The organism is Roseateles noduli, assembly GCF_050626985.1.
GTDB lineage: Bacteria > Pseudomonadota > Gammaproteobacteria > Burkholderiales > Burkholderiaceae_C > Roseateles > Roseateles noduli_A.
Map to the genome: position 1 here is coordinate 5,735,467 of NZ_CP192463.1, position 13,871 is coordinate 5,749,337.

Annotated in this window: 13 protein-coding genes; 8 read left to right on the forward strand and 5 right to left on the reverse strand. The window is 60.2% G+C overall.

Going from position 1 to position 13,871, the window contains the following annotated elements:
- Positions 1 to 56: 56 nt before the first annotated feature.
- From herA to ACQ4L4_RS25080, 3 genes are all read right to left on the reverse strand, one after another.
- Positions 57 to 1,793 (reverse strand): anti-phage-associated helicase HerA, encoded by a 1,737-nt coding sequence (gene herA / locus ACQ4L4_RS25070; RefSeq protein ID WP_431101503.1) that lies wholly within the window; start codon positions 1,791 to 1,793, stop codon positions 57 to 59.
- Entirely contained in the window at positions 1,790 to 3,016 is a 1,227-nt protein-coding gene (locus ACQ4L4_RS25075) for an SIR2 family anti-phage-associated protein (RefSeq protein WP_431101504.1), read from the reverse strand. The genes herA and ACQ4L4_RS25075 overlap by 4 nt, the downstream gene beginning before the upstream one ends.
- Before the next feature lie 666 nt (positions 3,017 to 3,682).
- Positions 3,683 to 4,069: a hypothetical protein gene (locus ACQ4L4_RS25080; protein WP_431101505.1), complete on the reverse strand. Its 387-nt coding sequence runs from the start codon at positions 4,067 to 4,069 to the stop codon at positions 3,683 to 3,685.
- Between the two features lie 206 nt (positions 4,070 to 4,275).
- Between ACQ4L4_RS25080 and ACQ4L4_RS25085 the strand changes: the two genes are divergently transcribed.
- The gene (locus ACQ4L4_RS25085; RefSeq protein WP_431101506.1) at positions 4,276 to 4,989 is read left to right on the forward strand and encodes a hypothetical protein; all 714 of its coding nucleotides are present in this window, start codon (positions 4,276 to 4,278) and stop codon (positions 4,987 to 4,989) included.
- Between the two features lie 262 nt (positions 4,990 to 5,251).
- A complete protein-coding gene (locus ACQ4L4_RS25090; protein ID WP_431101507.1) occupies positions 5,252 to 5,911 on the forward strand; it encodes a hypothetical protein in 660 nt (219 codons plus the stop codon).
- A 53-nt stretch (positions 5,912 to 5,964) separates the two neighbouring features.
- On the opposite strand, the gene ACQ4L4_RS25095 is transcribed toward ACQ4L4_RS25090, so the two are convergent.
- Positions 5,965 to 6,153, reverse strand: a complete 189-nt coding sequence (locus ACQ4L4_RS25095) for a hypothetical protein (protein ID WP_431101508.1) — start codon at positions 6,151 to 6,153, stop codon at positions 5,965 to 5,967.
- Between the two features lie 226 nt (positions 6,154 to 6,379).
- Here ACQ4L4_RS25095 and ACQ4L4_RS25100 point away from each other — a divergent pair, with 226 nt between their 5' ends.
- The 5 genes from ACQ4L4_RS25100 to ACQ4L4_RS25120 all read left to right on the forward strand — a co-directional run bounded on the left by ACQ4L4_RS25100 (position 6,380) and on the right by ACQ4L4_RS25120 (position 12,026).
- Positions 6,380 to 8,074, forward strand: coding sequence for an RNA-directed DNA polymerase (locus tag ACQ4L4_RS25100; RefSeq protein ID WP_431101509.1), 1,695 nt, complete (start codon positions 6,380 to 6,382; stop codon positions 8,072 to 8,074).
- On the forward strand, positions 8,064 to 8,789 hold the full coding sequence (locus ACQ4L4_RS25105) for a hypothetical protein (RefSeq protein WP_431101510.1): 726 nt from the start codon (positions 8,064 to 8,066) through the stop codon (positions 8,787 to 8,789). Before ACQ4L4_RS25100 ends, ACQ4L4_RS25105 begins: the two co-directional genes overlap by 11 nt.
- A 259-nt stretch (positions 8,790 to 9,048) precedes the next feature.
- Positions 9,049 to 11,091: an ATP-binding protein gene (locus ACQ4L4_RS25110; RefSeq protein ID WP_431101511.1), complete on the forward strand. Its 2,043-nt coding sequence runs from the start codon at positions 9,049 to 9,051 to the stop codon at positions 11,089 to 11,091.
- 78 nt (positions 11,092 to 11,169) lie between these two features.
- Complete coding sequence (locus ACQ4L4_RS25115; protein WP_431101512.1) at positions 11,170 to 11,430, forward strand: hypothetical protein; 261 nt, start codon at positions 11,170 to 11,172, stop codon at positions 11,428 to 11,430.
- A 17-nt stretch (positions 11,431 to 11,447) separates the two neighbouring features.
- A complete protein-coding gene (locus ACQ4L4_RS25120; protein ID WP_431101513.1) occupies positions 11,448 to 12,026 on the forward strand; it encodes a hypothetical protein in 579 nt (192 codons plus the stop codon).
- Between the two features lie 58 nt (positions 12,027 to 12,084).
- On the opposite strand, the gene ACQ4L4_RS25125 is transcribed toward ACQ4L4_RS25120, so the two are convergent.
- Entirely contained in the window at positions 12,085 to 13,044 is a 960-nt protein-coding gene (locus ACQ4L4_RS25125) for a toll/interleukin-1 receptor domain-containing protein (RefSeq protein ID WP_431101514.1), read from the reverse strand.
- A gap of 557 nt (positions 13,045 to 13,601) precedes the next feature.
- Between ACQ4L4_RS25125 and ACQ4L4_RS25130 the strand changes: the two genes are divergently transcribed.
- A complete protein-coding gene (locus tag ACQ4L4_RS25130; protein WP_431101515.1) occupies positions 13,602 to 13,871 on the forward strand; it encodes a hypothetical protein in 270 nt (89 codons plus the stop codon).

Genomic DNA, 13,871 nt, shown 5'->3' on the forward strand with positions numbered 1-13,871 from the left:
GCCTCATTTGGAGATGTACGCGGTCCTGCGGGTTGCAGAAGTTGACAAGGGCTGACTCAGCCTTCCAGACGGGCCCACTCTTCGAATACAGGGTCCTCGGACCTTGGCGGCGGAGAGGCCGTTCGCGTGTGCAGGAGCGTTGGCATCGTTATGCCGCTTCCGAACAGAATGGCATGCCTCTTGGCCAGCCCGGCGATTCGTCGAACATCCCTCCGGTCCGCCCATTCGGTTGCGTTGGCGACGGCGTTCAGGTCCTGCTCGGTAGTCAGGCGAAAGCACGCCCACGTGCCACACTGAGATAGGACAGTAGGCGATACCTCCGAGGGGCGCTGCGTGCTGACCCAGAGTGCCAGGCCGAACTTTCTCCCCTCTTTGGCCAGCCTTTCGTACGCCAGAGCGTTCTCTTTCGCATCGTCGCCAGTACCGACCGAGCGGAGATAGTGGTGAGCCTCTTCCAGCACCAGGAGCGTTTCCGGGCTTGCTCCCTGTCCCCTCCGGAAGAGCTCCGAAGCGTAGAGCTCCAACAACGACCCAAGGACGAGTGGCATCAGGTCTTGGGCTACAAGCCGCAGGTTGATGATATGGACTGTCCACGGACTCTGGCGTGTGCCGAAGATGTCCTCGACCAGTGCACGGGACTCCCGTGCCCAATCCAATGGGCCGGGCAGCGTAGACCTCGCGCTCTCTACATTCACGACCTCGCGGAACCGCTCGTCCTCAACTAGCCGGCGAATCCTCGATATCAGCGGTGCAACGTTGCCATAGGAGAACGCATCACGCTTTGGGCCGTCACGGCTGGGGCTGATGGAGTAGCAGTCCGCAACCAAGGATGCGAGCGCAGACATGCCGGGCCAAACGGTGGAAATCGGGGCCTGTCGGCTGCGCAGCTGCTCAATCGCTTGTTCTGCGGCGGCGGCATTCCCCGCGCGGCAGTCATCGAAAAGGCGCGGAGCCCGGTCGCCGACTAGACCGACGCCTTGCTGCCCAGGGAACTCTACGACTCGATTCAGAACTTCGACTGCAAAGGTCAACGCGGGCTTCTGAGTCTTCTCGCTTGGCAGCAGGAGTCGCTGGAGGCCCTGGCGTCCCAGGGCGAAGTATGGAATCTGGTAGCCATCTGGGCCACCAAACGTGGTGCTGCGTAGCCGACCTTCCGGAACGTGCGGGGCCAGTGCCTGCGCGTACTCGCCGTTCATATCGAAGATGACAACGTGGGCGTTTGGCAGGCCCACAAGTTGCTGTAGAACTGCTGCGTTGAAGGAGCTCTTTCCGTGGCCAGAAGCTCCGAGCACTGCAACATGCTTCGCGATAAGCGATGAGAGTCCAACGGTGACCATTCGGTCCGCACGAATGTCGCGACCTAGCTGTACGGGAACTACAAACTCGGAGGTGTCTCCGGCAATGGCACCTTGCTCGTCGCTGGTCAACGGGAAGACCTCGGCCCCTAGAGAGGGCGTCGCGAGAGAGTCGTTTGAGAAGTGAGTAACTTGGCCCGAGCGCGCCAGATACCCGACAACGAAACCCTTCAGGTGCCGAAGTGGCTCCTGGTCGTCCGCGGAACCGCCTCGTGTGCGTCGGTGAACCTCGCGAGGCTCGGCGAAGCTCATACCTCTAACGCGCATGACGAGAAGCCTGGAGCCAGCATCAATGCCGAGCAGACTACCCACCTCGGTAACAGGCGAGACACCTTGGGAGTGAGAGGCTAGCTGCCCTCGGTGGCGGTCAAGTAGGTTGAGTGTCACTTCGCCGTCGTCGATTTCCACGACATAGCCGACTGGGTCCCGCGAGTTCATTGCGCTTCTCCGGCAGCTGATGAACGAAGGAGGTCTCGCAGTCGAGCTGCTTGCTCGTCGTAGACGATAGGGTCTGGCAAGTGACTGACGAATGAATTGAAGAATGCCTCCGGCATTCCGCCTACAAGCGTCACCCGAGGCGAGCGAAGACTCATGAGCGTCTGTACCGTTCTGGAATTCGCCCCGGGCGCTTCTGAATTCCATTCAGGGAGATACACGACTATCTGTAGCGTTGGGTTCTGAAGGGCACTCAGCAGAATCCGATTCAGGTGCTCGTCCCCGAACCCATAGCCAGAAATGAGGAGGGAGGTCTGGGGACGAACCAGGTACTCGGAGAAGCGGCGAAGCAGCTCCCCGAGCACGAAGCCGATGGTCTCCATGTACTTAGCTGCTCGAGGAAAGACCATGGTCTGCGCCAGGGCAGGGCCACCTTGAAGGAACGAGTCGAGCTCCGCGAAACTTGCGGCGGCAGCACGCTCATAAACCTCGCCGGCCCGCTCAGTCCATGTCAGCGAGCCGTGCAATTTGGCCAAGTAGACGTTGTAGACCCCGAAGCGCGCCTCTCCACGAGCCATCGTGTTCCGTAAGCCAAGGTCGAAGCTCTGCGGCGAGAAGCGCCGATGATGAAGACCCAAGAATCCGTTGAGGACTTGTAGGTCGATGGACTCCGCCGCCCATTCGATGGCTAAGTCATAGTTGGTCGTGAAGACCCATGGAGCGGATTGACCAGGTTGCCGAGCGGAAGTCAGCTTCTGCAATAGCTCGCGGTGCTGTGATAACCGTTCCGCTAATCGCGTGGACTCGGAGTTTTGCCACCAGTCGGCTTGTAGCAGCGAGGCGCGCACCACTGAACGCTTGATGTCGCTGATTGCCCTTTCGAGGCCCCTCGTATCGGCTGGCCACAGGTCATGTCTCCGCCCGTCGATTAGAGCAATCTGGAGGCTGTCGCCCAGCCGCTCAATGTTCGGAAACTGGCGCGTTTCTCGTGCGGCGTCGATGTGAGAGGCCTCCACAAACTCATGCTCGAGCAGAAGCTCCGCGCTGTCTGGGTGGCGCTGAACGAAATCCCCCCAAAGGTCTCGAACTGTCATTCCGCCTGCGGCCACCGAGGCGCCTGCGCCAAGAAGCACCGCAACGTTTTCTAGCTGGAGCAACCTGGCTAGGTGGGCCTTTAGGTCGCTCTCGTCAAGAACCAGTCCTCCCCGATTCGCAAGCAGAGCCATTCGTGAATCTCCTCCTCAAACGACTAACGAAAAATCGTCCCAAATCCCGACATGCACGAGTACTGATTTTCCCGAGGGCGGCTTCGAGTCTCCGCTTGATTGGTCGTGATGCGACCTCGTTGACCTTGTACTGGGAGATGATGACGTTGGATGCGCCGCCCTTGAACATACCCGGCTTCTACCTGGGAGAGGACAGATGAAAACCCAACTCACGTTGACTGTCGCTGCACTTGCGCTGGGAGGCTGTTCAAGTGTGAATGTGTAACAGGACGGCGCGGCCACTGTCGAAAAGGGGATTCCGTTCTACATAAAGACACCCGTGCGCGTCCAGGAAACGAATCTGGCAAAGCGGCAACTGCAGTTGGTGGTGACGGTTTCCCAGGTACTGCTCACGACCGGGGAGGCGCCGAAAGTGCTGTCGTCGCAGGACTTCCTCCCCCGGCAGGGTACGAACGCTGGCTGGACTATGCCGTAGAGACGTTGGATACACGGTCAGCCGCTCTGGACGCATCGATGTCTGATGACATTGAGGCTGCGCGGACACGGCAAGACATGCAGCTAGCCGCCCGCGATGAGCTGTCCGAGCTGCGCCGGTTGGCTGGCCCGGAGAAGGCGAAGACCTGATAGACCTCGTCTTCGGCCTGGCGGCGAACGCAGCGGTTGCACTCAGTGGAGATATGCCGTCTCGACCGGAGCGAACTTGGCCGCCAGCACCAGGCGAGGCCCTTCGAACAGCTGGCGGGTCACGTTCGCAACCACGACGCTCTTCAATGCTGGTGCCCACCCCTGAAGCGCTAGTAGCCCGAACGCGGCCCGACCGGGTTTGCCGGTCACCAGGTAGATGCGACCGGATGCGGTGATGACCCGGCGCTCTCGCACCATCACCTCCTTCACCGGGCTAGACACGCGGGCACGGCCGGTCGCTGGGTTCCAACCCGACAGATGGACGGTTGGGCCGCCAAGTGATGGGATGGCGAGCAAAAACGCTCCCCAGAGCTGCAGCTGAATCAATGCGACCTCGTCACCCTCAACGGGCATGGGTTCTAGCGTCATGGCGAACTCCTTTGATGCGGCACGGTGCATCCGTGTCCATGGGAAGAGCTTGCGATGGCAGTGGCTCATGGGTTGAGCTACCCCTGTGGGCATAGGGGCGGAGATGCACGAGTTGGCAGCAGATACACCTGCTATAGCTCGCGTACACCGCCATACGATGCAGATGTTGGGATTGCTCGTGCAGGTCGGCAGCGTTAAAAACGGGCATGACCAAGCACGCCCGACCTAAGCCTGATGTGCCCGCCGACCGCGGCGGAGGCATGAAACCAGCCAACCTCGCTGCGGCGTCCGCAGAGCTCGGCGAGGGTTCGTCGCTGGAAGAGCCGATGGAGTTCTTCGTCAGCCTCGGGGCCGTGGTCGACGAGTGCCTGCCGCGGGACGTCCTGCTCAAGCGTCTCGGCCCGGAGTTCACCAACGCGAAGATGTACTGGCGTCGTCCGTTCTTCCTGGCTGTCGAGTGCCTGACCAGTGCCGGCTCGTCGCTCGACGCGACGTTGAAGGTTGCTCGGGACGTACGTGCTGTCTTTCCGGCGGCAGAGATGGTCGATGTGCGTTCGCTGTCGGGGAATCTGATTGCCGTGCTCGACGAACTGGCTGTCGATGGTGTGCTGTCCGAGCGAGAAGTTGAGGAAAGCCTAGGTTCCCTCTCTCCAGCGCCAGCGGTCACGGCGACGGCAACCATGAGCGCCGTTTGGATTGAGGCCGAGGTGTTCGAGGTCCTGCGCGACCCTGACCACGTACATCTCCGCGCGAGCGACGGGCGGATTCTTGCGTTCAATCGGCGGACATCCGTCTGGAATGGCTTCCAGGTGGTGGAGGAGGGGCAATGCTTCAACTGCCTGGTCGTCCTGAAGTTCGGCGTCATCCTGCGTGCCGAGCGCATGCTGCGCCAAGGCGAGGTCGACGGAGGTGCGTCATGAAGGTGTGCGCTTGCCCGGTATGCGGCACCGTGCATGAAGCCGCTCCGTCGCCCGCTCTGGATGGCTTGTCCGAAGAGTGGGTCTACGCCAGGACCCACTGCAAGCTGTGCGAGTCGCCTAGCTCGCACTTCGTAGCCTTGGCGGACGAACCCGACTTGAAGGACGGAGAGCTCGGCTACCCCCTCGCCGTGGTCCCGTGGCTGCGGGGCTGAGCAACCTTCGCATCAACCTCCTACGCCCGCTTGCTCAACTGGAATTGGACATGACGCCTCATCTATCGATGCTTCGCGACGTTGGTCAGGACAGCGAGCCGCATGAGGACGAACTCGAGTTGGTGGTGGCCTGTGCCTATGCCGCAGCGGATGGCGAGCTCAAGTGGGGACCTCAGTACAGGATGAGTGCGACTCGAAGTCATGTGGAGAGGACGCTCGACTGGGAGGTCATTGAGTTCAACCCGGACTTTCAGCGAGTCGGGCGCGGGAGCCTATCGCTCCGCAGCATCAGCCAAGAGCCAATCATTTGTTTGGCTGCACGTGGCGCCGAGGCCTTGTGGGGGAAGAGCAAAGATGGAGTGCCGTGCGAGCGACCCATCCATTACGCCCAGGTGGAGGTGCGCTACGGCGAGGAGGCGGTGGCGAAGTTCACAGCGAAGCGAGACCGCCGCACTTGGGTGTGCGAGGCATGGTCGTTCAGAGAGCACCTTCGGCTTGAAGAGCTCCGCGTGATTTCAGGCGCAGAGCAACCCATCGCGCACCTGGTGCTCCTTCTCTTCATGCGGCTGGCTTTCGGCGGCGACGCGCCCCCGACGCTCCTCCCCGATTCCCCAACTGTCGCTCTGCCGCGGCCGTGGCAGAAAGTCGGGTCTGTCCCGTCGCAGGAGAGCCTGGACCGTCTGAGCATCTTCAATCATTGGGGTTCTTAGGCGGCTCTTTACGCCTTCCACCGTCCGGTTGAGGGGCATCCTGGGGCGCTCGCTTAGGCTTGGCGCTCTTCGAGCCAATGCGTGCCTGGCCCGCACGCGTCGTTGCCAGCCTCTACGATGATTTCCAGCTCGCGGCGGTTCGACTCGTTGTCCGGAAACCAGTTGCCGCCGCTCGTTGCTTCCCCACCGTCGGTCTCGTGAAGGCCGAAAAGCCACGCGACCCGAATTTCCATCATTGCCATCTCCCGGTATCTCTGCAGGTAGGTGAGGCTCCCCGCAGTCTCGGCTGCAGCGCCGCGCAAGTCCAGAGCGGTGGGCGCACGGAGGGCAAGGTTCTCGGGGGCGGCGGTGTAAATTGGCTAGGTACGGTGGGGCGGTGGCCTCCCTTAGGCCGTAGCAAGAAGAGCAACACATCACAACGGTGACGCCCGGCCGCAGGCACGGGCCAGCGCCGCAAGGAGGGTAACTTTGCTGAAACCAGAACTGCGCCACTTCGAGCGCTCCGCGCTCGAGATTGCAGAGCACGGCGACAACGACACGCTGCCGTTTGACGTCGACACCCGGTTCTGTAGGGACGAAGGGGCGGCGCTCGCTCAAATCGCGTACGGGTTTTACTCGGAGCTTCGCGACAGCAAGTCGGTGAAGGAGAACCACGAACGCATCGCGGCGCTTCACGTATACAGCGAACGGCTTCTGGCACCGTCTGGGCCTAGCGGCTTTCGGGTCATCACCAAGATGCACCTGTTCTGGAACATCTATCTAAACGGCTTGGCTATCGCCATCGCGGAAACGCTTGAGCCCGAACGTTCCAACGCTGCGCGCTCGTATCGATTTCTTCTCGGTGGTGACAAGGACCTTTTCGATAGCGCGTTCACCTGGCGCGCCTTCAAGGAGGAGACTGCGAAGCAGGCTGCGCCGCTCCCCGAGCACGCTGTCGTGGTACAGACCGACATCTCTAGCTTCTACGAGCACGTTTCACATCACTACATCGAGAACATCATCAACGGCCTGGATGGCGACGGGCCGGTCGTCTCGAAGCAGGTCAACGCGTTGCTGAGCAAGCTTTTCGCGGGACGCTCGTTCGGTCTTCCCGTCGGCGGTCAGGGTGCGCGAATTCTTGCGGAGCTATTCCTTCATCAAGTCGACATGGCGCTCCGAGCGAAGGGCTTCCACGGTTGCCGCTATGTCGATGACTACGTCTTGATTGCTGACAACACGGCTGATGCCTACCAGAAGCTCGGCGTACTCGCTCAGTGCCTGATGGATTACGGGCTGAGTCTTAACAAATCGAAGACTGTTCTCCTCTCGGCTAAGCACTACTGCGACTATGTGGCGTCGCAGCTAGGCGGAGATGATGCAGAGGCCGCGAAGCTACGAAAGATTGACCTAAAGTTTGACCCCTACTCGGATAGTCCTGAACAGGACTACGACTCGCTCGTAGAGACGGTCGAGACGCTAGAGGTGCGAAAACTACTCAATCGCGAGCTCGAGAAGGCCCTTCCGGATACCTTCCTCGTAACCCAGATTGGGCGAACAATCCGGCTTCACGAGCCGGCTGTGGCGCTTGAGATTGCCGCCACGCTGTTGAAGCAGCAAAACCTTCATGCCTTCCGCTCGTCGTTCTCAACCATCATGCGCGGCATCGCAAATCTGCGAGGGGATGAGCGGTTTGCAGCCATCCACGACGCCGTGGACCGGCTGCTCGACGCGTTGCCCAACCACTCCGCGCACCTCCTGAAGGCTGAGACCAGCCTCCTGCATTACCTGCGCTGCCTGCGGCTTAAGAAGACCCCCGCGCGAGCCACTTTTGTGAGCGAGCTCTTCGACAAGGTTCAAGTCGACGCCGTTCGGCGAGCGTGTCTGGACTGCTGGCGCGGTTGGAACGATGCCGTCGCGTTCAATCATCTGAGGAACCGGTGGCAACAGCTAAGTCCAGAATGTCAGCGTCTGTACTGGTTGAGTTCGCACCGCTTTGGGGACGAAGGAAACATGGCGCGCCTTCAAGCGAGGCGAGCGGTGGCGCAGTACTGGCAGCTAGGGGTTGAAGTCGACCTAGATGAGGAGCGGGACAAGTCGAAGCTGGCGAAGCATCCTCGCGGCGCAGAGCCAAGGTTCGCCAACGTGTTCCAAAATTGGGCGAAGGGGGCAGGCGATGCAGTTTGACCCACGTACGGTCGCTCGCGAGATTCCGGGAATCTTCGATGAGGTGTTCCCTCAGCTGACGCCAGGAATCGTTGCCCACCTCAATGCGACGGCAAGGACTTTGCCGGTCGAGCCACTGCGCTCGGACTATCTTCTGCGCTCACAGTTGCAGCGGGCGATGCTCTTTGAGCTGGGGTACACGGTGGGAGAGCGCCTGCTTGAAGGCTATGACGAGATTGACTGGCCAACATGCTTCGCAGAGACGTTGCGTAGACAGCGAGCCTTCTTCGACGCGAGACTTCCCGACCAGCTAACAGCGGTTGACCAGAATCTCGCAGAGACTGTAGGGCGAAACCTTAATGCGACCATGAGGTCACTAAGCGCATCGACCTCTCAGCCAATCGTCCATCGCCCGCGGATTCCCGGCCTCGAGTGGATTTCCAGCGGCTACGGGGATTTTTCGCTGGGCGACACACTCGTTGAGGTGAAGTGCACCGTAAAACGCTTCTCATCGGCTGACTACCGACAAGTCGCCATCTATTGGCTGCTTAGCTTTTCAGCTGCCATTGAGCACAACGGAGAGGAGTGGCGCAAGTTCGCGCTACTGAATCCGCGCAGCGGCGAGGTGGTCTCGATGACGTTCGACTCGTTCCTGTCCATCATCAGCAGCGGCCGAACGAAAGTGGACATCTTGCAGCTTTTTCTCTCGCTGGTCGGGTCTCGCCTAACTCGTTGAGAATGACCCCGCAGGCCCCAGACTTGGTGCGGTGAGACCTATAGGCTGAGCGGAAGTCCCGCCGCGATAAGTGTGCGCTTAACTCATGAAGTCGACTGAGTAACGTGAGGGCTTGCATCGAGCCTCATGCGGCGTTGAAGCAGGCGTCTGCGGGGCAGAGCTTGGCACCTCAACCTGCAGCTAACTTCACGCACTGTTGAAAGGAGTAGCGGAGCACCGGATACTCAGGGTAGAACGAGAGAATTTCTTGGGGGGAACGATGACCGTACAGGCTGCCACCGAGCATACCGCTCGGGTTATCCACGTTGAAGCGCAACCGGACCATCTTGAGTCGCTGGCGCGAGGCAAGCCAATTAGCTCGCTTGCCGAGCTGGTGTGGAACGCACTTGATGCCGATGCTGACCGAATCAGGATTGGAATTACGGACAACGAAATCGGAAACCCGGCGGTCATTGAGATTTCCGACAACGGGAATGGCATCAGCCTTGGCGAGGCGGAACGCGCGTTCGGAAATCTTGGTGGTTCATGGAAGAGGGAACAGCGCGTCACAAAGCGGTCGCAGAAGAAGATGCACGGCCGCAACGGAAAGGGTCGGTTCAAAGCCTTCGCCCTCGGACATCAGGCCGAGTGGGACACGGTATTCCTCAACGATGAAGACCAGCCGCAGAACTTCATCATCAGAGGCAATGGGAGCCGCCTACAAGAGTTCGAGATAGGCGCCCTTTCGCCGGCCCCGTCTGGGCGTGGTCGCGGCACCAATGTTCGAATCTCCGGAATTCAAGAACCGTTGGGGGTCCTCTCTCGCGACGGTTCGGCCGCCCGGCAGCTAGCAGAGGAGTTCGCGCTGTATCTGCGTACCTACCCGGCAACGGACATCATCTTCCGTGGAGAACGCATCGACCCCAAGATGGTTCAACTCGCCCACGAAACGCATCAGCTTCCTGCTTTCGTGACCGATGAGGGCGTGAAAGTCCTAGCGCAGCTCGATGTCGTGGAGTGGTCGTTCTCCAAGAAGGAGCGTCGAATCTGCTTGTGCGACGCTGATGGGTTCGTTCTTCATGAGGTAGAGGCAGGCATTCGTCCTGGCAGCGAGTTCAACTTCACGGCCTATCTGCGGTCCGAGTACGTCGCGAAGCTGCATCAAGAAAATGTCCTATCCATGGACGGACTGGAGCCCGGGCTGCGGCGCATAGTGGACGACGCGCGGGCGGCGCTGCGCGGACACTTCCGGCGCCGAAAGGCCGAGTCTGCATCGGAGCTGGTAAAGCAGTGGAAGGACGAGGGGGTCTACCCGTTCGCCGGAGACGCGACTGGCCCGCTTGAGGCAGCGCGCCGAGAGGTGTTCGACATCTGCGCGCTCAGCGTGCATCAGTATTTGGATTCATTCCGTGAGGGACAGGTCAAAGACCGACAGTTCACGTTGCGGATGTTGAAGACTGCGTTGGATGAGAACCCCGAGGCGTTGAAGCGCATCCTCTCTGAGGTTCTAGGGTTGCCAAAAGAGAAGCAGAACGAACTCGCAGACCTGCTGCAGTACACGACGCTATCTTCAATCATCGAGGCTGGGAAGCTGGTGGCGGACCGACTCCAGTTCTTGGCCGGACTCCAAGAACTCCTGTTCCGCGCTGAGTCGAAGCGTGACCTGCGTGAGCGGACTCAGTTGCATCGAATGCTTGAGAACGAGACTTGGATTTTTGGAGAAGAGTACCTGCTCACCAGCAGTGACGAGAACCTGAACACAGTGCTTCGCAAGCACCTTGCCACGCTGCGTCCAGAGTTGGCGAAGAAGAAGGGCAAGCAGAAGGCAGTGCTGAGAGATGATGGTACGGAAGGCATCATCGACCTGATGTTGGCGCGGGAGGTCCCCGCGTATGCGAAGACGCGTCGAGAGTTTCTGGTTGTGGAGCTCAAGCGGCCATCTCAGAAAATCGACTTGGACGTCCAGCGGCAAATCTTGGGCTATGCCATGGCGGTGGCCGGCGACGAACGCTTCGATGCTGAGAACACCTACTGGACGTTCCTTGCGGTGTCGAACGAGATGACTCCCGATGCGCAGCGCACCATTCGACAGGAGGGCAAGCCAGTGGGCTTCTTCCACCATGAGAGGAACATCCGAGTTGGTCTAGCTACATGGGCCGAAGTACTCAATGCGTCTCGCGCTCGCCTTGAACTGTTCCGAACCAAACTTGACTACACCGCCACGAAGGACCAGGGGGTTGCCCTGCTTCATCGGAAGTACGCCCAGTACTTGCCCGAGAGTTTCGCGGCCGGCGATGTGGCGGACGGAGCGGCGACCGACTGAAGGAAGCAACCGTGTCAGCCGTCTGTAGGCGGTCCGAGGGCTTCAACAACCAACATGTGAATCATTGGGAGCAACGCTATGCCAGTTCTCGCGACAGACGGTGACAAGGTGCGGGTGTTCCGCTTCGCCATGTACGACATCGGTTCGGACCGATTTGTTGAGTCCCAGCGTTGGGCCACCCTGCGGTTCATCGATAGCTTTAATGCGCGCCGAATCAGCGATGGAGTAGAGGTCGAGAGCACCCAAGTCGATGCCAACGGGCTCACCCAGCCGGGGTTCAATCCGGTCCCAGGACCAAGCGGGTTCCAACGAGAAGTGCGCAGCAACCTGAGGAAGTGACTCCTAGGGAGGCATGAATGCACCCGGCCCATGTTGAGGAGTTTCGCAGCGTAGATGCGGTCCTTGATTCCGGCGTAGCCACTGCCGGCGTCGATGCCTTCGCCCTGTCTCTGCTCAAGGTTGAACGCCAGGCGCGCCGACTAGTGACGTACTTGGTCTTCCAGTACCCGTGCTTTGGCCGGCACGACGTGCCGGCACTTCGCAAGCTGCTTGCCGAAAACAGCAGGGTCTACTTCAAAGGCTTCCTGGTCGGATTCGATACTCTGTACCCGCGACCACTTGAGCAACTCGTTGGCGCTGAATTCAGTTCTCTGAAGGCTCGATTGGACGAAGCTTCGGGGCATCGCAACAAGCTCTTCCATGGGCAGCTCACGGTGGGGGCCTTGAGCCGTACGGAGTTGTTTGCCTTCGTTGCGGACCTTCGTCGATGGAGTGAGCTGCTGAGCGAAGCGGCCGAATCGGAGATTGGCTACAGCGGATTCGGCCGCAGCTCCTTCTGCAAGGCCGAAGACCCGAACTTGAGCGCTCGCTTGAATCGCAACGTTCAAAGCCTTGCCGACTACGAGAGCTTCATCGTGCAGGTACTGCAGCGATGAGCCCCAAAACAATGTCGGTGCTGCGCGCTGTCGATTCTCAACGGGCCGCCTATAGCGCTTATCGAGCGTTCTTGATAAAGAGTTCCCAGAGAAGCTCGGCCGCTCCCTCTTCTGAGAGCCGCTTCTCGCGACCGCCACCAAACGACATCCCCATCGTCGTCAGGAACTGCGACTGGTCATCCGCTCGCGCGTTCAGGAGCTCGTTGAAAGAGCCTTGCCGAGACGAAGCGTCGTGCGAGAACGCGATGCCGTTGTCGCGGCCAAAGCCATCCAGGCGAACGGAGCATTCAGCAATCTTCTTGCCACCGCGGTAAAGCAACGCTGCCATGTGGCGTGAGTCGATACGCTCAAATCGCCCGGTGACATCTGGGTTGCGCTCTCCAACTGCCTGAAGCGAGCCGTCAAAAAACTTGCAGACGAACTCAAAGGTCGAGCGGAGAAACTCGTCCTGGTCTTGCTCGCTGAACTCCTTCTTCAAGCGCAGATTGCTCGAGCGAGGCAGGGAGCCAAGAGGCCCCGACGATGGTGCACGCTCGATGGCCGCCGGAGTCGCGATAGGCCTGGAGGCTGAGCTGCTGGCGCCTGCTGCCTCGACCGCCTTTCGAATCTGCTTTGCGACGTCGGCCATCGCTTCATCGCGGTCGGGCCAGGACGTGATAGGTTTGCCGTCCTGTGGAGCAGCCATGAGCTTGCCGAAGGGAGCGCCGTGCCAGTCGCAGTGGCGCAAGATGACCGGGATGACCCGGGCCTCGCGCGCTGCGTGGCGCTCCATCGCTCTCTGCATCTCTCGCGAGTAGCAGTACGAGGAACTCAGAAAGTCTGCGCTCACGAGAAGCAGAATGACGTCGGCTGAATTGAGCTTGTCGAAGATGGAGTCGTCGACCTCACTTCCCGCAAGGATGCGGCGGTCGTGCCAGGCGTCTATTAGCCCCTGGTTCTTCAGCAGGGCCAGATGGGTCTCAAGCTGGTCCCGCAGGGCTTCATCCTTGTGGCTGTACGAGAAGAAGACGCTGGCCATTTCTTGCCTTCAAGTGTGAGTCGCTTGATTCTCGCGTAGATGAATGACTTCGGCTCACAACGCCGAGGAGGACGTTCACGCAAGCTTCTCTGCGTTCCAGCTAGGAAATCGCTTCAATCGCTTCCAACAGCCGTACAACATCCGGGCTGCGGGATTCCATCCGAGGCCGCCCCTCCGCCTCAGGTGGAATCGGGCAGGCCCATAGCACCTGCGGGTACTCAGTCTTGCGCTTGCGGTCCCAAAACTTCTCCAGTCCGCCGATGAGAATTCCTCTGTCCTCTATGCGCAAGAGTCGAGCGCTAAACAGCTCCACGATAGGCTGGCAAGAGCTGACGTTTGGCGGCATGAGCAAGCAAACTTGCCGGCCGCGGCCATCACGCCCTTCATAGTGGCTCATGCGCAGCTGCAGCCGCCCTGTCATGGGCTCACGACAACGTAGCTGCTCAGTAGCCACCCGAGCGCCGCGGTGGCGAAGGAGCAGGGCGCGGACAAGCATGGCATTGAAATACTGTATGGGCATACAGTATAGTTCGACCGACACCTAGGAAGGAACGGCCATGCTTCTGGACCTGAACGACTCTCTGAGCATCGTGCAATGTTGGGCGGTCTACCCGTCCAGGCATGGCGCGCTTCTCTCCGATTGGGCTCGTCGGCGGCCGGAGCACCGCGCGGCCATCGCGGATGCTCGTCGTCTCATCAATGCCGACCCGGAGAAACGGGCCTTGCTGCAACTAGCTCAGCGGGACCCCGTAGTTGAGCAGCTGCTCTCCACGGACGACGTGGTTCCTTCCCACGACGAGTTGGCGGCCGAGCGGACGGAGCACTGA